At 41.0% G+C, this 19,389-nt stretch carries 19 protein-coding genes; 17 read left to right on the plus strand and 2 right to left on the minus strand.

The genetic code is table 11. From position 1 onward, the window contains the following. The first annotated feature begins 13 nt into the window (after nt 1-13). Nucleotides 14-889 (plus strand): SPL family radical SAM protein, encoded by an 876-nt coding sequence (locus NQ502_RS16855; RefSeq protein ID WP_028530117.1) that lies wholly within the window; start codon nt 14-16, stop codon nt 887-889. Nucleotides 890-1,107: 218 nt separating this feature from the next. Here NQ502_RS16855 and NQ502_RS16860 read toward each other — a convergent pair whose 3' ends face one another. Beyond that, nucleotides 1,108-1,695 (minus strand): recombinase family protein, encoded by a 588-nt coding sequence (locus NQ502_RS16860; protein WP_044983600.1) that lies wholly within the window; start codon nt 1,693-1,695, stop codon nt 1,108-1,110. Nucleotides 1,696-1,906: 211 nt separating this feature from the next. Here NQ502_RS16860 and NQ502_RS16865 point away from each other — a divergent pair, with 211 nt between their 5' ends. After that, nucleotides 1,907-3,358 carry an AlbA family DNA-binding domain-containing protein gene (locus NQ502_RS16865; RefSeq protein WP_049898464.1) on the plus strand — a complete coding sequence of 484 codons (1,452 nt, stop codon included), beginning with the start codon at nt 1,907-1,909 and terminating at the stop codon, nt 3,356-3,358. Nucleotides 3,359-3,522: 164 nt separating this feature from the next. Here NQ502_RS16865 and NQ502_RS16870 read toward each other — a convergent pair whose 3' ends face one another. Then, nucleotides 3,523-3,840, minus strand: coding sequence for a helix-turn-helix domain-containing protein (locus NQ502_RS16870; RefSeq protein WP_049898462.1), 318 nt, complete (start codon nt 3,838-3,840; stop codon nt 3,523-3,525). Between the two features lie 426 nt (nt 3,841-4,266). Between NQ502_RS16870 and NQ502_RS16875 the strand changes: the two genes are divergently transcribed. From NQ502_RS16875 to NQ502_RS16945, 15 genes are all read left to right on the plus strand, one after another. Continuing rightward, nucleotides 4,267-4,491 (plus strand): hypothetical protein, encoded by a 225-nt coding sequence (locus NQ502_RS16875; protein ID WP_028530115.1) that lies wholly within the window; start codon nt 4,267-4,269, stop codon nt 4,489-4,491. Between the two features lie 152 nt (nt 4,492-4,643). Next, on the plus strand, nt 4,644-6,524 hold the full coding sequence (locus tag NQ502_RS16880; RefSeq protein WP_044983599.1) for a polysaccharide biosynthesis protein: 1,881 nt from the start codon (nt 4,644-4,646) through the stop codon (nt 6,522-6,524). A gap of 440 nt (nt 6,525-6,964) precedes the next feature. Then, nucleotides 6,965-7,486, plus strand: coding sequence for an antiterminator LoaP (gene loaP / locus NQ502_RS16885; protein ID WP_028530113.1), 522 nt, complete (start codon nt 6,965-6,967; stop codon nt 7,484-7,486). 193 nt (nt 7,487-7,679) lie between these two features. Then, a complete protein-coding gene (locus tag NQ502_RS16890) occupies nt 7,680-7,892 on the plus strand; it encodes a DegT/DnrJ/EryC1/StrS family aminotransferase (RefSeq protein ID WP_083963510.1) in 213 nt (70 codons plus the stop codon). A gap of 312 nt (nt 7,893-8,204) precedes the next feature. Further along, complete coding sequence (locus NQ502_RS16895; RefSeq protein ID WP_028530111.1) at nt 8,205-8,513, plus strand: hypothetical protein; 309 nt, start codon at nt 8,205-8,207, stop codon at nt 8,511-8,513. 178 nt (nt 8,514-8,691) lie between these two features. After that, nucleotides 8,692-8,898 (plus strand): DegT/DnrJ/EryC1/StrS family aminotransferase, encoded by a 207-nt coding sequence (locus NQ502_RS16900; RefSeq protein WP_341349441.1) that lies wholly within the window; start codon nt 8,692-8,694, stop codon nt 8,896-8,898. A gap of 21 nt (nt 8,899-8,919) precedes the next feature. Further along, nucleotides 8,920-9,678, plus strand: coding sequence for an SDR family NAD(P)-dependent oxidoreductase (locus NQ502_RS16905; RefSeq protein WP_028530109.1), 759 nt, complete (start codon nt 8,920-8,922; stop codon nt 9,676-9,678). Between the two features lie 12 nt (nt 9,679-9,690). Continuing rightward, nucleotides 9,691-10,362, plus strand: coding sequence for a sugar transferase (locus tag NQ502_RS16910; protein WP_028530108.1), 672 nt, complete (start codon nt 9,691-9,693; stop codon nt 10,360-10,362). A gap of 6 nt (nt 10,363-10,368) precedes the next feature. Further along, complete coding sequence (locus NQ502_RS16915; RefSeq protein ID WP_028530107.1) at nt 10,369-11,376, plus strand: transketolase; 1,008 nt, start codon at nt 10,369-10,371, stop codon at nt 11,374-11,376. Nucleotides 11,377-11,527: 151 nt separating this feature from the next. Then, a complete protein-coding gene (locus tag NQ502_RS16920) occupies nt 11,528-12,448 on the plus strand; it encodes a transketolase family protein (RefSeq protein ID WP_028530106.1) in 921 nt (306 codons plus the stop codon). A 24-nt stretch (nt 12,449-12,472) separates the two neighbouring features. Further along, on the plus strand, nt 12,473-14,305 hold the full coding sequence (locus tag NQ502_RS16925; RefSeq protein ID WP_148511982.1) for a glycosyltransferase family 52: 1,833 nt from the start codon (nt 12,473-12,475) through the stop codon (nt 14,303-14,305). A gap of 13 nt (nt 14,306-14,318) precedes the next feature. Further along, complete coding sequence (locus NQ502_RS16930) at nt 14,319-15,332, plus strand: glycosyltransferase family 4 protein (protein ID WP_028530105.1); 1,014 nt, start codon at nt 14,319-14,321, stop codon at nt 15,330-15,332. A gap of 1 nt (nt 15,333) precedes the next feature. Next, complete coding sequence (locus NQ502_RS16935) at nt 15,334-16,500, plus strand: polysialyltransferase family glycosyltransferase (protein ID WP_028530104.1); 1,167 nt, start codon at nt 15,334-15,336, stop codon at nt 16,498-16,500. After that, complete coding sequence (locus NQ502_RS16940) at nt 16,490-17,773, plus strand: O-antigen ligase family protein (RefSeq protein ID WP_028530103.1); 1,284 nt, start codon at nt 16,490-16,492, stop codon at nt 17,771-17,773. The genes NQ502_RS16935 and NQ502_RS16940 overlap by 11 nt, the downstream gene beginning before the upstream one ends. Next, nucleotides 17,770-19,368: a cytidylyltransferase domain-containing protein gene (locus NQ502_RS16945; protein ID WP_028530102.1), complete on the plus strand. Its 1,599-nt coding sequence runs from the start codon at nt 17,770-17,772 to the stop codon at nt 19,366-19,368. Before NQ502_RS16940 ends, NQ502_RS16945 begins: the two co-directional genes overlap by 4 nt. Nucleotides 19,369-19,389: the final 21 nt, after the last annotated feature.

Consider the following 19,389-nt stretch of genomic DNA (forward strand, 5'->3'; position numbering starts at 1 on the left):
GAGGAGACAGAACATGCATTACGTGAAAGCAAAAGGAATCCTGTCGGCAAAAAATGGAATGAACCTCTACCGCGGCTGTACCCACGGGTGCGTTTACTGTGATTCCAGAAGTAAATGCTACCATATGGAACACGAGTTTGAGGATATTGAGATTAAGGAAAACGCCGTTGAACTGCTGGAGGCTGCCCTGAGACATAAAAGAAAGAAATGTATGATCGGCACGGGGTCCATGACAGACCCCTATATTCCGCTGGAGATGGAACTTGGAAATGTCAGAAAGGCGATGTCGCTGATCTATGAGTACGGCCATGGACTTACGGTGATCACAAAGTCCAGCCGTATTCTGAGGGACATCGATCTGCTGAAGAAAATAAATGACACCACCAAATGCGTGGTCCAGATGACGATGACGACCTGTGACGAAGAGCTGTGCCGGAAGATCGAGCCCAATGTGAGTACGACACGGGAGCGTTTTGAAGTCCTGAAGGAGCTGAGGGATGCCGGGATACCTGCGGTTGTGTGGCTCAGTCCCATCCTGCCGTTTATCAACGATACGGAGGAAAATATTCTGGGGATCTTAGATTACTGTGCCAGGGCAGAGGTATACGGCGTCATTTGCTTCGGCATGGGGCTGACGCTGCGCGATGGAAACAGAGAATATTTCTACAGACAACTGGATAAGAGCTTCCCGGGGATGAAGGAAAGATATATTCAGAAATACGGCGGCCGGTATATGGCCGAGAGCCCGGACAGCCGGAAGCTGATGGCCCTGTATCACGAGACATGCCGGCAGAATGGTATGCTTCATGACAATGATCAGATCTTTACATATCTGAACACCTTTGAGGAAAAACATTCGGGGATACAGCTGTCGATATTTGACCTGTAAAAGGTCTTTCTTCCTATTATAATAGGAAAGAATAACAATTTGCATTTTACCAGAAAATGGTATATAATAAAAAAGAATTTTATGTTGTACCAAAAGGTACACCTTTTGGTACAAGCAAAATACGAGCAAAAATCTGCCTTCAGGCGGATTTTTTTTGCCTTTTAAGCAATATGCAGTTGTTTTTTTAAGTGTACGTTCTGGAACAAAATGGAAACCGGCTAGAGAGATCTCTTCAGCCAGCGCAAAAAGGTGGAAGGTGACGTGTCAAGCAGTCTGGCGGCGTGACGGCAGGTGATCTTTCCTGCGAGATAGTCGTGCTTTACCATGCCAAAAGAGTCCGGAACTGCGATGCGCGGACGCCCCAGGTGAACACCCCTGGCCCTTGCGGCGGCAATGCCCTCGGCCTGGCGCTGGCGGATGTTGTCGCGCTCCGTTTCGGCAATGTAGCTGAGGAGCTGAAGCACAATGTCCGCGATCAGTGTGCCTGTGAGATCACGTCCTCTTCTGGTATCCAGAAGAGGCATATCGAGGACGACGACCGACACCATTTTCTCTTTGGTGATCATGCGCCACTGCAGCAGGATTTCATCGTAGTTGCGGCCGAGACGGTCGATACTCTTGACCACAAGAAGATCGTCTGCCTCCAGAGTATTCAGCAGACGCTGATACTGCGGACGGTTAAAGTCTTTGCCGGATTGCTTGTCCAGAAAAATATTCTCCGGAGGGACGCCAAATTCCCGCATTGCAATCAGCTGCCGCTCTTCATTCTGGTCTTTTGAGGAAACACGGATATATCCATAAGTCATAAGCAGATCCTCCTGATATTTTATTTGCATATGATACCTGCCTTTTGACCCAGGTACCATTCATATTGTAAGAAAAAAAGCAGGAAAATGACATGGTATATTATGGAAGAGAATTTTATCAACAGGAAAACATAGCATAATTTTCCGTCTGGTGATATGATAAGCTTATATCAACCATGCGTCGTCAATGATAAGTGGAGAAAGAAAAGCTATGATAGACCTGAAAAATCTCGGAAATTACCAGGAAAACAACAGAATAGAGGCCAAGCGCGCCCTGGGCGGCCTGCCGAAGAGTATTTGGGAGACGTATTCTGCGTTTGCCAATACGATCGGCGGGATGATACTGCTCGGCGTGGAAGAGATGCCGGATAAAAGTCTGAAGGCGATCGACCTGCCGGACCCCGACAGGCTGATTCATGAGTTCTGGAAACTTGTGAACGATGGAAACAAAGCGAGTGTCAACGTGCTGTCAAGAAGAGACATTGTAATACATAAGTTAGAAGGCAAACGAATCATTTCCATCGATGTGCCCCGGGCGGACCGCCGGGATCGTCCGGTATTCATAGACGGGGATATGTATACGGGTACATACCGCAGGGACGGCGAAGGGGACTATCACTGTACGAGGGAAGAGATCGAGCGGATGCTGCGCGACGCCGGAAAGACGGATACGGACAGCCGGGTCATCAAAAGCCTTCCGGCGAGTGTCATGGAACGCGATTCCGTCGACCACTTTCGGTTTGTGATGATGTGCAGCCGCCCGAATCATCTCTGGGAAAAGCTGGAGGACGATGAATTTCTGACAAGGGCCGGCGCACTGAAATCAGGTGAGGACGGAGAACTGCACCCCACGGAGGCAGGTCTGTTAATGTTCGGGAATGAACAGGCGATCCGCAGCGTGTTTCCCGATTATCATCTGGAATACCGGGAGCTGGATTACGAGCACGAGGTTTCCTATCGTTTCACATCAGAGGATAGCAGCTGGAGCGGGAATATTTATGATTTTTACTTTAAAGTCTGTTACCGGCTGTCGGAGTATTTCACGTATCAGTTTCGGCATACACCGGAGGAGGCGGAAGTTGCAATGGCGCTGAAAGAAGCGCTCGCCAACTGCATCGTCAATGCCGACTATAACGGTCAGGGCGGGATTGTCGTGATGAAGAGGCCGACGGCATTCATTTTCTCCAATCCGGGCAGCTTTCGGATGGATGTGGAGAAAGCCAGAGGGGCAGGGGTCTCGGATCCGAGAAATACGATCATGAACCGTATGTTCAAACTGATCGGTCTGTGTGAGGGACTCGGGGGCGGACTGATCAGGATCTTCAGCACGTGGCAGAAGAAGGAATGGCCGCAGCCTGTGATCCGCGAGAGTTTCCATCCGGATCGTATCACGCTGATTCTTACGTTTGATGAGGAAAATCTGAATATGAAGCCTGATCCCCCGAAATGGGACCGGAGACGCAGAATGACGCTGCGCAAGATGCGAAAAGACGCGATCATCGACTACGTAACGCGTCATGTCACGGCCACTGCCGATGATATCGCAGAGCTGCTTATGATAAGGGCCGACGGCGCCCTGCAGCTGATCCAGGAACTGTGCGAAGAACAGATTCTGGTGACGGAAACGATCCGCGGAAAGACGACATGCCGTCTGAAGTCGTGAGACAGACGGCATGATATGTCAGATTTACTGCAGAATATGTATTTTTTTGAAAAGAAAAATACATTCACAACAAAAGGACAGCATTTAAAGTAGTGAATGCTGCCTGTTGGATGTTGCTTTTGTGTCGAAAATATGGTATAAATATACACGTGCAAACCTGTAGTTTATCGCACTGCCTGAATGAAGTTGCTGACAATACCGTCCAGCAACGAGCGTTTATCAGGGGGACACGTTGCAATCAACGCATTGATCGAAGTAAGATTTTCGTCCTTTTTTGGACCGAAGAGCAGGTAATCGGTCGAGATATTTAAAGCGCTGCTCAGGTTGCATAAAGTTTCCAGTGACATTCCTTTTAGTCCGAGTTCGAGGTCATAGCAGAACCGAGGTGTAACATTTACTAATTCGGCAAGATGCTCCCGCGTGTAACCAAGCAATTCACGTTGTTTCTTTATACGATTTCCAAGTTCAACCAAGTCTATCATTATATAACACCTCCATTCTACATGATACAAAGTATCGGAAAAAGTCGAAATGAACTGACAGGGGTCAGAAGATGAAATAAAAGTTCTGAAAATAAACAAAAATGTTCTTATATTAATTGTGATATTTCATGAACATTGTTATACTGGAAAATTATGTCATAATACTGTGGAAATGTTGTAAAATCATCTTTTTGAGATGCATCGTGTTGACATAACCTGATAATATGGTATCATAGATAAGGAACTAAGAGGGGCAAAAAGTGAAGAAGATCAAATTAACATTATATAAACTGCATATCGTAAACTGATAAGGAGAATGACTGGCGTGTAAAGAAACAAATGCTGGTCTTTTTATACGCTTAAGGCAACAGAGAAACTTCTTATAATATGGAGATATGTTCCAAAAGGTGCGGGGAGGAAAAAGAGATGAGAAAACAAGTAAAACGAGCATTGATAACAGTGGCATTTTTGAGTGCAGCAGCCTGCACAGCTGTAATTTTCATGGCTGAACAGACGAGCGGCCTGACAAGGACGGCTGACAGTGTCAATCCGATGATGGCAGCCGCAGCGGCACTTTCGGCCGCACTGGCAGGTATCCTGGTGTATGCGGTGCGCAACTGGAAGGCAGGAAAACATATTCGGATATCTTGAATACATAACGAAACGGATCTGACGCCCTTCGGCGTCACCGCTTTAAATGAAAGACGATTGCATTGCCCGTCCGGGGTCCATGTGAAGCTGCAGGCAAATCTGCCCATGCCATGACGACCGTCCGGGACTACTTCTAGGATAAGGAACGAAACATGGAAAAACATAAACCCAGAAAAAGAGAAATCGCGGCACAGTGGTGGGCCAGGGCATTGATTCTGGCGCTTCTGGATGTCATCCTGATAGCGGGCTCATATTTCATGGCCCTTCTGCTGCGCTTTGACTTTTCATATTCTCATATACCGGCACAATATATCCAGGGTTATGTGTGGTCTCTGCCATACTGGATTATCATTACCGTTGTGATCTACTATGCATTTCGGCTGTATCACAGCGTCTGGAGCTTTGCAGGCATCTCGGAGCTGATCCGGATGACGATGGCATACCTGGTCCTGATACCGCTTTATGTCATCGGGTCGCTGATCATGAACCTGCACATGCCCCGGTCTTACTACTTCATTGGCTGTGTGCTGAGCTATGGACTGACAACCTGCATCCGATTTTCTTACCGCTTTCTGAGAAGCTATACCAGCAGACACAAACAGAGGGTCGAAGGCATCCGTATGGAACACATCATGATCATCGGCGCCGGCGCTGCCGGTCAGATTCTGATCCGGGAACTGCAGAGCAGCAGTCAGCTGCACTCCAAAGTCTGCTGTGTGGTGGATGATAATCCTTACAAGAGAGGAAAGATTCTCGACGGCATCCTGATCGAGGGAGACCGGCAGGATATCCCATATCTGGTGAAAAAGCACGAGATCGACCGGATCATCTTCGCGATACCGACGGCCAGTATTCAGGACAGAAAAGAAATCCTGAATATCTGTAAAGAGTGCAGCTGCAAGCTGCAGACGGTGCCGGGCATCTACCAGCTGGTCAATGAGGAAGTGAGTGTCAGCAAGCTGCGGAATGTGGAGATCACAGACCTGCTCGGAAGAGAACAGCTGAAAGTCAACAACGATGAGATTCTGAATGTCATCGGGGGCAGGACCGTCCTGGTCACGGGAGGAGGCGGTTCCATCGGCAGTGAATTATGCCGGCAGATCGCATCCGCGGACCCAAAACAGCTGATCATCTTCGAAATCTATGAGAACAACGCCTACGACATTCAGCAGGAGCTTCTGCGCACCTATCCGCAGCTGCATCTGGTCACACTGATCGGTTCCGTGAGAAACTCCAACCGGATCAACAGCGTGATGGAAAAATACCGGCCGGATGTCGTCTTTCACGCCGCAGCCCACAAACACGTGCCGCTGATGGAAGACAGTCCGAACGAGGCGATCAAAAACAATGTGCTGGGTACATACAAGACGGCGACCGCCGCCGCCCGTTACGGGGTGAAGAAATTCGTACTGATTTCCACAGACAAGGCGGTGAACCCCACGAACATCATGGGGGCATCGAAGCGCCTGTGCGAGATGGTCGTACAGATGATGAACCGGAAGACTGAACAGACCGACTTCGTGGCGGTTCGCTTCGGCAACGTGCTGGGCAGCAACGGAAGCGTGATTCCGCTGTTCAAAAAGCAGATCGCCGACGGCGGTCCGGTGACCGTCACCGATCCACGGATCATCCGGTACTTTATGACAATACCGGAGGCTGTGTCTCTGGTGCTGCAGGCATCCTATTACGCAAAAGGCGGAGAAATCTTCGTTCTGGACATGGGAGACCCTGTGAAAATCGATGATATGGCGAAGAATCTGATCCGCCTGTCGGGATACGTTCCCGATGTGGATATCAAGATTGAATATACCGGCCTTCGGCCGGGCGAAAAGCTCTATGAGGAGCTTTTGATGGATGAAGAAGGTCTTCAGGAGACAGAAAACAAGCTGATCCATATCGGCCAGCCAATCGATATGGATGACGAGTGGTTCAGGACAAAGCTGCGCCAGCTGGATGAAGCGAGTTATCGGGAAGCCGATAATATGAAAGAGATCGTGGCGGAGATTGTGCCGACTTATCATCGGGAAGCGTAGTTATAAGTTTGAAAGTGTGTGATTCAGGTCTGCTTACAGTCAAACCTGACGCTGTCAGAAACCGTTACGTATTAATTATAATACAAAATAGACAGATTAGACATTTAGTGTTAAAATCAATGAAGTAAAACGATTGCAGGCTTAAATCGTCGCATTGCCGCGTTTAAAAATGCAGGAGGTCATATTGTGTTGCTGTTTACGCAGTTTCGCCGGATATGAGATGTCATATGCGGTCGAAATATGGGTGAAATGGCGAAGCATACCCTTTTGCGGTTATGCCGGGAAATTTGAGTCGAGAATGCATAAAATCCGGCATAAAGCAGATATTATTTAAGAACGTTATATGGAATGCTTAAAAGAGTCTGAGTGGTCAGGCTCTTTTTTTCGTGCAGAAAATTAATATAGAAGTAATTATGTTTATTGACAGGAGGTGCCGGACTATGTGGTATGTGATTCAGGTCAGGGGCGGTACGGAAGAAAATATCAGGCAGCAGTGCCAGAATACGATTTCACCTCCAGTGCTTGAGAAGTGTTTTATTCCTTATTACGAACAGATGAAACGGTATCAGGGGAAATGGAACAAAGAAAAGAAAATTTTATTTCCGGGATATGTGTTCATGGTGAGTGACGAAATTGAGGAGCTTTATTTTGAACTGAAAAATGTAATCGGTCTGACGAAGATAATCGGCGCCGGAAGTGAAGTGGTTCCGCTGAATCAGGAAGAAGTTGAGTTCCTGAAACAACTGGGTTGCGAAGAGCAGGTTGTGGAGGTATCGGAAGGCGTGATCGAGGGCGGGAACGTGGTGGTTACCAGGGGACCGCTGCAGGGGCTGGAAGGATGTATTAGAAAGATAGATCGGCATAAGCGAGTCGCATATCTGGGGATTGAGATGATGGGACGACTGGTGGAGACTCAGGTTGGGTTGGAGATTGTGGAGAAGAAGGAGCAGGTAAATGAATAATTATCAGGATTGTGGAAAGTTTGAGCCTTTTAAAACAAAAGTCTGGCTCAGTTCGCCTACGATGCATGGGCCAGAACTTGAATTAGTAAGCAGCTGTAGTTTCAAATTTATGGAGCATTAGAGAGAGGAACAGACGATGATCACAAGAGAGTTTACAGCATTTCAAAACAAAGTATGACTCAGCTCTCCCACTATGCATGGGGATGAATTGAAATATATGACCGAAGCTTTTGAAACCAATTGGATGTCCACAGTCGGCAAGAACATCAATGAAGTGGAACGGATAGCGGCAGAAATGATTGGTCGAAAGTATGCAGTGGCTCTTTCTAGTGGAACGGCTGCACTGCACCTTTCGATGAAACTTGTAGGTATTAAACAGGGCGATAAGGTGCTGGCTGTAGAATAGGGACAACCAAGAAAAAACCTTGATTTTCCAAGGGTTTCACGAGTTATGGCCAAGTTCCGGAATTGAAGATTTCTCAGGATTGGAGAAAATTTGGAGTACCCAAAGAGGTTGAGATGGCTTCTTGGATACTCTTGGATTGACCCACAATACAGAGTAGAAATCATTCAATAGGAGGTTAGGGCTTGGCTCACCAGATTTCGATTGGAAGATGGTGAGCTTTTGCTGTTATAAAAGGAGAATAGATTAGAAGGATCATATAAAAAGATAGATCAGTGAATTGAGAAATAAGTTGATAGAGAGAACAAGAAATTCATGTTTAGAATTAATCATAATGAAGCAATTGAATTGGAAGACAAGGTTAGAAGACTCTATAAGTGTGATCGGGGCGTGATTTCCGGTATGGCAGACGCAGATTATTTTGAGAGTCATCCGATACAGGCGGCTGTTCTTGTAGTTGACTATATTCATGCCAAAGGATTGGAAGCATCTTCTACACAATATGATGAATTTCTTTGCAAATATGAAGCCATTTTTGAGTATCCGGAAGAGAATGATGCTGATCAGGAGATTCGTAACTGTATTGACGAGTTGGAGGATATTGTGAATCAGTATGTTTCATGAATAGGAAACGTATCAGTAAAAAGCTTCGATTAAATATATGAGCAGTAGTACGAGACTGCGGACTATTTAAATGGGAGGATAAGAACATGGCGTTTCATCATACATCGGATATTAAGCCTTTCTCTGAAAAAATATGGCTTAGTTCACCAATATGCATGGCAATGAAGCCAAATACATAATGGAGGTTTACAACACCAACTGGATGAGTACCGTTGGTAAAAATCTGGATGAAATTGAAAAACAGATTGCAGAATTTATCGGTGTGAAATATGCAGTGGCATTAAGCGTCGGGACCGCAGCGCTTCATCTGGCAACAAAACTGGCAGGGGAAAAGGTATATGGAAAACCGGCTCTTGGGGTTGGCGCTCTTGACAAACATCCGTAATAAAAGAAAGGGAGTATTACCATGGATCTGGGATTGAAAAATAAACTTGTGCTCATTGTAGGAGCAAGCAAAGGAATTGGCCGTGGGATTGCAGTAGGATTTGCTACAGAAGGATGTCGCATCTTGGCTATTGCACGTTCTGAAGACCTTCTTAAAGAGGTAAAAGAAGAATGTATTGAAAAGGGTGCAGAATCTTTTGATTATGAAGTGGCCGACATTATGGATTGCGATACAAAAGAATATGCTCAGCATTTAATCGATACATATGGTTTGTTTGATGTTGTTGTTCATAATGTTGGTGGCTCGTTAATTAGTAGAAACCATTTAGCAGGTGCTGAGGATTGGAATTATGCTCTAAAGTTTAACGCCATAGCCGCTATTGATATGAACAGTGTGCTTATCCCAACAATGATTGAGCGGGGAAATGGTAGAGTAATTCATATTTCTTCTATTTCGGCTGTTATGCTTCGTGGTAACCCTCTGTACGCATCTGCGAAGGCTTTTCTTAACGCTTACGTAACTACGGTTGGCAGACAATTAGCATCAACAGGTGTTCTCCTTTGTTCCGTTATGCCTGGAGCTGTTGCTTTCCCTGGTAGTTACTGGGACAAGTTTGTAAAAGAGGGAAACCCACGTGTAGATGATTTCCTTAGACATCATCAGGCAGCAAATAGATTTGGAACGCCAGAGGAAATTGCAAATACAGTTTTGTTCATGGCAAGCGAAAAGTCATCGTTTATGCATGCAACAAACATTCCTGTAGATGGCGCTAACATGTGATAGGAGAAGAGGATGAAGAGAGCATTTGACTTAGTGTGTAGCTTATTAGGCCTGATAATTTTGTCGCCTGTATTTTTGGTACTATCTATTTTGATTGTCTGGGACTCACCGGGAGGGGTGTTTTTCCGTGGGCCACGTGTAGGGCTTCATGGGAAAGAGTTTAGAATTTTTAAGTTCAGGAGTATGATTCCCGAATGTGAAGGAAAAGGCAAATGGAATGTGGGTGATAAAGATAATCGTATCACCAAGGTTGGACACTTTCTTAGAAAATCAAAATTGGATGAATTGCCACAGCTAATTAATGTGGTGAAGGGCGATATGTCGTTAGTAGGACCCAGACCTGAGCTTAAATACTATACAGACATGTATACAGAAGAAGAAAAGGCGATTCTAGATTTGAAGCCAGGTATTACCGATTGGGCATCCATGACAAATTTTGAACAGTTTAAAGGCTTTACGGCGGCAGCCGATCCTGACATGTTTTATCTTGAACAAGTGCGTCCTTTAAAATTAAGACTGCAGCTTTATTACAGGTATCATCACGGCTTTTTCTCTGACATAAAATGTATACTTTGGACTGTTTATAAAGTGGTTACTCATTCACAAAAACTTCCTACCGAGATACAGAAGATTGTAGACGATTATAAGGTAGAAAAAGAAGCAGAGCAAATAAGCAAGGAGTAAAGTGAAATGTCGAAATGGACTAGTGAACAGTTGGCGTGGAAAATTCGCCGCCATGGTGTTGAAATGACGCATCTTTCAGGTGGTAGCCATATTGGTGCCATTATGTCCGTAGCGGATATTGTTGCGGTTTTATATACAGATGTTTTGAATTATAGATCAGAGGAACCTAAGTGGAAAGATAGGGATAGATTTATTCTTAGTAAGGGCCATGCCGGAGCTGCTATTTATGCTGCTCTTGCCGAGAATGGATTCTTTGAGGTTGAAGAATTGAAGACTCACTACCAGAATGGAAGCCGTTTGTCTGGCCATGTGTCTCATCATCTTCCTGGAGTTGATTTTTCTACGGGCTCTCTTGGTCATGGTCTTTCTGCTGGAGTAGGAATGGCTTATGCAGCAAAGAAAGACGGCAAAAATCATAAGGTATATGTCGTTCTTGGCGATGGTGAGTGTGATGAGGGCTCTGTATGGGAAGCAGTCCTTTTTGCTAACCATTTCCGTTTGAATAACCTTGTAGCTATTGTTGATCATAACCATATGCAGAGTATGGACTTTCAGGAGAATACCCTGGAGATTGAAGACTTCGGTAGCAAGTGGAGGGCATTTGGCTGGAATGTGACTGGAATCAATGGAAATAACCATCAGGAACTAAAGGATGCATTCAAAAAAACAGAAGAAAATAGCATGGAACCAAGTCATAAGCCGACCGTAATTATTGCGAATACAATTAAAGGTTATGGCGTTTCCTTTATGAGAAATGACATCCTTTGGCATTATCGTTTCCCGCATGATGGCTGGGAATATGACTGTGCTGTGAATGAATTACATCAGAGTAAGCCTGAAGGGGTGGATGATCCGTACACACCAGACGGTATTGAGAATCCGGTGCTGCCAACTCATCAGGATGATATCAATAATGACCATACTTTTTCTTATACCTGGAACCCGACATATCCAGAGCAAATGCGTCGTGTAGATGCACAATCTGGTAGTGGTGAAAGAGAACATAAGGTTTGAGGGGTGAGAGGATATGAGAAATCGGAAGGAATTGAACTTTATAACTATATTATAGGGTTTGGCAACTGTGCTTGTGATTTTCGGTCATTCGCATCCACTACACATTAATTACGCACCTTGGATGGGCAATACTATGATAGGAGTGAAATAGATGAGAGATACATTTGTTAGAACTTTAGTAGAACTGGCAAAGCAGGATAAGAATATTGAGTTGATTACCGGTGACTTAGGATTCGGAGTATTAAAACCTTACTATGAAACGATGCCGGATCAGTTTACAAATGCAGGTATTGCCGAGCAGAATATGACAACCGTAGCGGCTGGTATGGCGCTGGAAGGAAAGACAGTTTTTACATATAGCATCGGTAACTTCCCAACTCTTCGTTGTTTAGAGCAGATCCGTAACGATTGCGCATATCATAATGCAAATGTGAAGGTTGTTTGTGTTGGTGGTGGATTTGTTTATGGCTCTCTTGGTATGAGTCACCAGGCTACAGAGGACTTAGCTATTCTTAGAGCTTTGCCGGATGTTGTTGTCATGGCACCTGCTGACTTAGTGGAAGCTGAAGAATGTACCAGAGCTTTGGCTAAGTACCCTGGAACGGCTTATTTGAGATTAGGAAGAGGTGGAGAGAAGAGAATCCATGACAAGATTGAAAATTTCCAGATTGGTAAGGCCATTAAGGTTTATGATGGAGAGAAAGTCGCTATCTTCTCAACCGGTGCAATCTTTGAAGAAGTGACCGCTGCATGTGAGGAGTTAAAAGAAAAAGGTTATAACCCTGCTGTGTATACATTTCCGACTGTAAAGCCAATCGATAAAGAAACAATAGAAAAGGTGAGTAGGGAATTTGAGCTGGTAGTTACTTGTGAGGAACACAATATTGTCGGTGGTTTCGGGAGTGCAGTCGCAGAAGTAATGGCCGAGATGAGAGATAAAAAGACTTTGCTACTTCGAATTGGACTGAACGATGAATATAGCGTTAGAGTTGGTAATCAGAAGTATTTAAGACAGCAGTATGGTATTGATGCAAAGAGCATTGTGGAGCAAATTATTGAACACATTGGTTAATAGAGTTTTTGCTATGGAGGGAAGATGATGGTTTATGAGAATTATAGCGTTTTGATGTCTGTTTATATAAAAGAAAAACCAGAGTATCTTAAACGTAGCATAGAAAGCATTTTAAACCAAACGATCTGTACAAATGATTTTGTAATAGTGAAAGATGGCCCGATTACAGCAGTACTTGATAAAGTACTTGAAGAATATGCATCTAAATATGATTTTATACACATTTGTGGGTATGAAAAAAACAGAGGGCTAGGATTTGCGTTAAACTATGGGTTAAAACGGTGTATCAATGAACTTGTTGCACGCATGGATTCTGATGACATTTCATTGCCAGAGCGTTGTGAGAAAGAAGTTAATCTCTTCAATGAGAATCAGAAATTGGAAATCGTTGGAACTAATATCTATGAGTTCTCAGATGACGAAAATAATATCACTGGATTAAAGAAAATGCCTGCATCTCAGGAAGACATTAACAAGTATGCGAGGAGAAGAAATCCATTCAATCATCCTACTGTGATGTACAAAAGATCATCTGTTTTGAAGTACGGTGTATATCAGGAAGGTCAAAGAGGCGAGGACATAGCACTATTTACAAAGATGGTATTTGAAGGATGTGTATGTGCCAACATTGATGAACCGTTATTGAAATATAGAGCGGCGGCAGACCAATTTGATAGGCGAACTTCAAAAACTGATTCAGATGCTGTAATAAGAGTTATAAAGAACAATTATAAAATCGGATATATAGGTTTAGCTGATTATCTGTATGTAGCTGCAGTTCAAATAGCAGGAAGATTTTTTCCTAAATCAATTGGGAAAACAATTTATAAAAAACTATACAGAACGAGTATATCAGTCAAGGAAGACAATAAGACTGCTGATTTATTTGTGGTAAATACTCCTTATCATTTGATTATAGCCTGTAGTCTATGGAAAAAGGGAGATGTGCTGGTCTGCGTTGGTGACTTTAAGATTAGTAATGTTTTACAAAACCTAATAAATGAGACTTTTGCACATAGAACTTTTAGAACATACAACTTCTATTACTACAGACAAAACGCTATTAATTTGGTTGGTTTTAGGAAGAATGTTCATTGTTTGAAAACTGAACTCGATCAATATTCTTTCTTGTCCATATATACATTCAATGATGTTGACCCAGTAACTCAGTGGATACTTAAAAACACTTCTAATAAAAATGGTGTTTCCCTAATCGAAGAGGGAATTGGTCTTTACAGAAACACTACAAAGAGATATGAGACTCTTTTCAAGATTGCTGGGAAAATATTATTTGGTGGAACCTTTGAAAATGTTCGTCGGATTGGAGAGAGTTCTTGTGTTAAAACAATAATGTGCAGTTCGCCAGAAAAACTGTCAGATATTCAAAAGACCAAAACTATTAATCTGATGCCTTCGATTGATTATAACAAGATTACTAAAACTATTGGAATAGAGCTAATCTGCGGTACGGATTGGTTTATTGGGCAACCACTAGTTGAAGATGGTGTTATGTCAGAGAAGGAATACTTGAATGGAATTCAACAGCTTATTTCAATAAGTCAGAAAAAGGGCAGAGAAATAGTTATAAAGCCACATCCACGAGAAAAGATTGAAAAGTATTGTAATCTTGGATTAAGGGTTATTAATAATTTTGAGATTCCAATTGAGCTATTAATAGATACTACCAATCAGACAATTGTTTATACATATTACTCATCTGCGGTTTTGAATTTATGTCGATTGCCAAATATAAATGGAATTGTACTTTATAAAGCTTTTAATCTGGAGGAATCGATTCCCGATTACGTTTTTGAGCAAAGAAAAATTTGTTTGGTGACGGATATTGCAAAGCTCTGATAGGAGAATTGTTTTGAAAAAAATAAAATTACTGTTGGGTGCCTATATAGATTCAGTGAACGCCCAGGATATAAACTGCTACAATATTGCAAAATATATAGATAAAGATAAGTTTGAAGTACATGTTTTAACGCATGGCGGTAATGTTAACATACCAAGCGTAATATGCCACTCTATCAGTAACGGAAGGGTATTTAAGAATATCGAAAAATACCTAACCATGAAAAAGATTGACGCTGATGTGTATTACCTGCCGCGTGTGGAAAAGGTGGACATATTATTTGCTAAACGAAGCAAAAAAACCATTACTTCATCAGTGGAAATTCAGACCGTATATGCCGATGAAATCTATAAAAGGTTTTTTAATGAATATATTTCTGGGTATTTCTGTATAAGCGGGTTTTTAAATGATTTGAACATCGATAAATGGGGAAAATCCGTTCCAGTATTGTATCTAGGAGTATCGGCAGAGTACGAAAATATTCATCGCAAATTATTGAAGAATATAATTTGGATAGGCAGTGTTGTACAAAGAAAACGGCCAGAACTATTGATTCAATTGGCAGAACATTTTCGTAATCTGAATTTTATTTTGGTTGGTGATGGGGAACTGCTCGAAGAAATAAAAAGCAAGACAAAAGAAATGACTAATATTTTTTTTACAGGAAAAATTGATAATTCCAGTGTTTTGGAGTGGCTTAAGAAATCTGATCTGCTTGTTATGACTTCTGAGAGAGAGGGTTTGCCAAAAGTTGTTCTTGAGGCAGCTTCTAAAGGCGTTCCATCTGTATATATTAATGAATACTACAAAATCGACTATATTGAAAATGGAATAAATGGCTATGAGGTATCTGATATTAATTCAATGATTAGGGTGATTGATCTGTTAGCTAACAATAATGATATGTATATGTTCTGCTCCCAACATGCAAGTAAACTTGCACAAAAGTATCACTGGAATATTTTAATCAAGCAATACGAAGACTTTTTTATAGACACTTTTATAAGTGAAGAAAAGAAGGTTTGATATGACATTAGTTGAGATTACAAGACACGAACTGGAAAAGAATATTTTTTCAAATAAATATGGGGAGTTGGATTTTTATGCATACTGTAATACCCCGTGGCATGCGATAGGTATCCAGTCTTTTGTAAATAATTTGTCAGAAAAAAAACAAAAGCTTTCTGGAATAGTTTTTTTGGCTAACCAGCCTGGGAGAGATACAATAGTTCATCCGGAAGACTTTAGTTTCAAAAGTAATGTAGATGTTCTATATTTTAAAAATATTGACGCATATAGAGAGGATAAAAAAAATTACTTAAAGAAATTGCTCTTTTCAAAAAACCAGGTTGTATTAACTAACGATAACAATATTTATATGTTGAGGCCATTTAGACCAGATTATAAATTTGGGGCTGAGTATCAAATTGAAACTGGAAGAAAATGTGTGTTAGTTTGCTTAGAAGAAGGCGTCGGAACATATAAATCGAATTATGAATTATTTCAGGAAAAAACCAAAGGAAGTTTAAAGGCCGGAGCACTTTTTGCCCTTACATGTTGTTTTAATTCTTATTTGAAAACAAAATATAAATTAAATATTAGCAGTTTTACGTTATTAAAAAAAGAAAAGGATTCACTCTCTTTAAATAACGAAATTGCAAATATGTATTTAGAATCAATACAAAGAGCAGTAAATCGAAGAAATATAAAATATAATTCGTGCATTGATACGACAAGGGATTATGTAATAATTCTAACTCAGCCATTTGAGATAAAACAAGATGTGGTATGCAAGGATATAATCAATAGAGAGTTTGACTTGGTTAAAGAATATCTTTCACAAAAAGGTGTAGATGTATATATAAAATCCCATCCACGTGAGACTGAGGAAACAATTGATAATTATAGGAACAGGGGATTTAATATTCTGCAGTCAAACATACCCATTGAAACGTTTTTGGAAATGTTACCTAAAAAGCCGATTGCTGTTATAGGAGCAGTAAGTACGGCGCTTATTACAGCAAATGCATTAAACAAGGTCGTTGCTATATCCGTGGTTGATTTAATTAAAAAGGAATCGGATAGCAGTTATTTGAAAGCTGCAATCAAGTTTAAGAGGCGATATAGTTATTTTGTTCGATTCCCTCAAAAAATTGAACAAATCTTGGGGAGTGGGTGTAAATATGAAGATTAGCATTAGAACAATTAAAAATTTTTTATTGTGTGCATTCTTGATACTTTTTTTGGCTTTTACTGGTAACTATCCGAATGGAAGAATAAATATTATGCTTCTACTCCTTCTCTGCCTGGTGGGCATAAGCTTAATTGCTTTTAAGGGAAAACTTCAAATAAACAGCTTATACACAATTCCATTATTGTATTTTTTGTATTTTTTGTCTGATGTAAGTAATGGAATATCAAGTTCATCAGATATAGTTAATCTTGTAATATGTATAGCCCTAATCGTTACATTTGTACAATATATTTTTAATAAATCCGATACCTACACGGTTATTAGAATTGTTTTTTTTGTTTTTTTGATTGCGGGTCCGATTATTGGTATTTATCAAATGGTTACAGGAGGCTTTATTTTTCCAGAAACAGAAGCATCGGTTTACTATAATTATAAGATTTTCAATTCTCAGCAAAGCAATGAAAATTATAGTGCACTAACCATGATAATTCCTGTCTTTCTCTCTTTATATTTGTTTTCTCAAAGCAAAAAACAAACTGTAAAGATTTTTCTGGTTATTTCTGCGCTTGTTTCATTTGTTTGCTTGCTACTTACATTTTCACGAGGGGCAATACTTGGTGCAGCAATAGCATTATTAGTATTGATATATAGTCTTTCAAAATATAATAAGGAAATATTTAAAGAGATAACGCTAGGGAAAATAGTATTTGTTATTGCCTCTTTAATAGCTATAGTTGTTCTATATTCGCATGCTGAAAAGTTTGTCAATTCATTCGATGTTCGGAATTTATTAGAAAAAAAGACGCATGGTAGCTTAGAAGCAAGAATTATCCAGTGGAAATCAATAGTTACTATTATGTCGAACTCAGGTTTAAAAAATTTGTTTTTAGGATACGGTTCAAATTATCCGAATATTGTAGGAAGTATATCTGGTTACTATATAAGCGCTCATAATATATTTTTCGGGCATTTAATTCAAAATGGTATTATAGGGTGTATTTGCCTTATATCATTGTTTGTAAATAGCATTAAGAAATCAATTGAGATTTTAAAAACTGATGATTTAGGCGGAAAATTCATTGCAGCATTAGTTGTAACTATGTGGGTAGCTTACCAGTTTGTTTCTATGGTTAGATGGGAATTATGGTTTTCTATTATCGTACTTGAGCTGTATTATTCAAGCAAATATAAGAGTTTTGAAAGCTATTCTTTAAAGGACAGCCATTATACATGTTATGCACAATCTAAAAATGATTTTGGAGGAACTGTATGAAAATTTTAGCAATTATTCCAGCCCGTGCCGGTTCAAAGGGAATTCCGAATAAGAATATTAGAATAATTAGTGGGCATTCACTTATCTATTATTCGATAAAAAATGCTCTTTCGTCCCATTACATTACAGATGTAATTATTTCCACGGATTCTGAGCATGTGAGAATCATTGGTGAACAAATGGGTGCTAAAGTGAAATGGAGAGACAGTTCACTTTGCGGTGATGCCGTTACTCTTGATGCAGTTATTGCTGATGCAGTACCTGAAGGTGAATGGGACTACATCATTACAATGCAGCCAACATCTCCAACATTAAGAGTGGAAACATTAGATGCTGCAATCAAGTATGCGACTGATAATGATTTAGACACACTGATATCCGCTATAAATGCTCCTCATTTATCCTGGGGAGAGAAAGATGGTAAGAAAGTACCTAATTATGTTGAAAGGTTGAATAGGCAGTACTTACCTCCTTGTTATATGGAAACTGGTGCGTTTGTAATTTCAAAAGCATCGGTTGTAACGCCGAAGACAAGAATTGGCGAAAAAGTTGATGTATACGAAATACCGGAAGATGAATCGCAGGATGTTGATACCTTTGAAGATTTAAGAAGTGTAGCAGCAACTCTTGAAAGAGAAAAAGTTGCAATCTATGTAAATGGTAATAACAAAAGGGGAATCGGACACATCTATCGTGCCCTTGAGCTTGCGGATGAGTTCTATTCTAAACCGGATATTTATTATGACATTAACCAGACAGATCCTAAGGTTTTTGGCGTTACAACTCATACACTGATTCCTGTTAATGGCATTCACGATTTGTTCAATAGATGTCAAAAAGAAGAATACACTGTTTTCATTAACGATATACTCACCACATCGCTGGATTATATGATTGGTCTTAGAAGCGTTCTTCCAAAGGCTAAAATCGTAAACTTTGAAGATGATGGTGAGGGGATCCTGAAAGCGGATTTAGTATTTAATGCTCTTTATCATCAGAACAATTTGCCACAGGTAAAAGCAGGAGAGAAATACTACATATCAGGCAAGACATTTATGTTCTATGAGCCAATAAAGATTAAGGAAAAAGTAAAGAAAGTATTTATTTCTTTTGGTGGTGCAGACCCACAAAATTACTCTGATAGGCTCTTGGATATAATCTATAAGGAGGAATATAAGGATTATCAGTTTGTTGTTGTCCTTGGCAGGGCAAAGTACAATGTGGATGCCTTATTGGAGTACAACAAATATGACAACATTGAAGTCCTATATGATGTATCGAACATGCCTGAAATTATGAGCTCCTGCGATATTGGTGTTACATCAAGAGGAAGAACAGGTTATGAGCTTGCAATCCTTGGAATTCCGTCGATATCGATGGCGCAAAATCATAGAGAAGAAAAACACGGATTTGTTTGTAACGAAAATGGATTTAGCTACATTGGTCTAAACCCAGAAGATGAAGTTATTAAAGCAACTCTCGATATGTATTTGAAGATGTCTCAGAAAGGAAGGCAGCATTACCAGGACATGCTACTGAGCCACGATCTTCGTGGTGGAAGAAAACGTGTTATGGGACTTATTAATGGCCTTTAATGGATGAAATAAAATATGACA

The organism is Ruminococcus gauvreauii, from assembly GCF_025151995.1.
Classification (GTDB): Bacteria; Bacillota; Clostridia; order Lachnospirales; family Lachnospiraceae; genus Ruminococcus_G; species Ruminococcus_G gauvreauii.

Bases quoted from the DNA above. Each gene is read 5' to 3' on its own strand.
- NQ502_RS16915 (WP_028530107.1), top strand. From the start codon at position 10,369: ATGTCGAAATGGACTAGTGAACAGTTGGCGTGGAAAATTCGCCGCCAT.
- NQ502_RS16905 (WP_028530109.1), top strand. From the start codon at position 8,920: ATGGATCTGGGATTGAAAAATAAACTTGTGCTCATTGTAGGAGCAAGC.
- NQ502_RS16855 (WP_028530117.1), top strand. From the start codon at position 14: ATGCATTACGTGAAAGCAAAAGGAATCCTGTCGGCAAAAAATGGAATG.
- NQ502_RS16890 (WP_083963510.1), top strand. From the start codon at position 7,680: ATGCATGGGGATGAATTGAAATATATGACCGAAGCTTTTGAAACCAAT.
- NQ502_RS16920 (WP_028530106.1), top strand. From the start codon at position 11,528: ATGAGAGATACATTTGTTAGAACTTTAGTAGAACTGGCAAAGCAGGAT.
- NQ502_RS16900 (WP_341349441.1), top strand. From the start codon at position 8,692: ATGGAGGTTTACAACACCAACTGGATGAGTACCGTTGGTAAAAATCTG.
- NQ502_RS16880 (WP_044983599.1), top strand. From the start codon at position 4,644: ATGGAAAAACATAAACCCAGAAAAAGAGAAATCGCGGCACAGTGGTGG.
- loaP (WP_028530113.1), top strand. From the start codon at position 6,965: ATGTGGTATGTGATTCAGGTCAGGGGCGGTACGGAAGAAAATATCAGG.
- NQ502_RS16870 (WP_049898462.1), bottom strand. From the start codon at position 3,840: ATGATAGACTTGGTTGAACTTGGAAATCGTATAAAGAAACAACGTGAA.
- NQ502_RS16925 (WP_148511982.1), top strand. From the start codon at position 12,473: ATGATGGTTTATGAGAATTATAGCGTTTTGATGTCTGTTTATATAAAA.
- NQ502_RS16910 (WP_028530108.1), top strand. From the start codon at position 9,691: ATGAAGAGAGCATTTGACTTAGTGTGTAGCTTATTAGGCCTGATAATT.
- NQ502_RS16860 (WP_044983600.1), bottom strand. From the start codon at position 1,695: ATGACTTATGGATATATCCGTGTTTCCTCAAAAGACCAGAATGAAGAG.
- NQ502_RS16940 (WP_028530103.1), top strand. From the start codon at position 16,490: ATGAAGATTAGCATTAGAACAATTAAAAATTTTTTATTGTGTGCATTC.
- NQ502_RS16945 (WP_028530102.1), top strand. From the start codon at position 17,770: ATGAAAATTTTAGCAATTATTCCAGCCCGTGCCGGTTCAAAGGGAATT.
- NQ502_RS16865 (WP_049898464.1), top strand. From the start codon at position 1,907: ATGATAGACCTGAAAAATCTCGGAAATTACCAGGAAAACAACAGAATA.
- NQ502_RS16895 (WP_028530111.1), top strand. From the start codon at position 8,205: ATGTTTAGAATTAATCATAATGAAGCAATTGAATTGGAAGACAAGGTT.
- NQ502_RS16935 (WP_028530104.1), top strand. From the start codon at position 15,334: ATGACATTAGTTGAGATTACAAGACACGAACTGGAAAAGAATATTTTT.
- NQ502_RS16875 (WP_028530115.1), top strand. From the start codon at position 4,267: ATGAGAAAACAAGTAAAACGAGCATTGATAACAGTGGCATTTTTGAGT.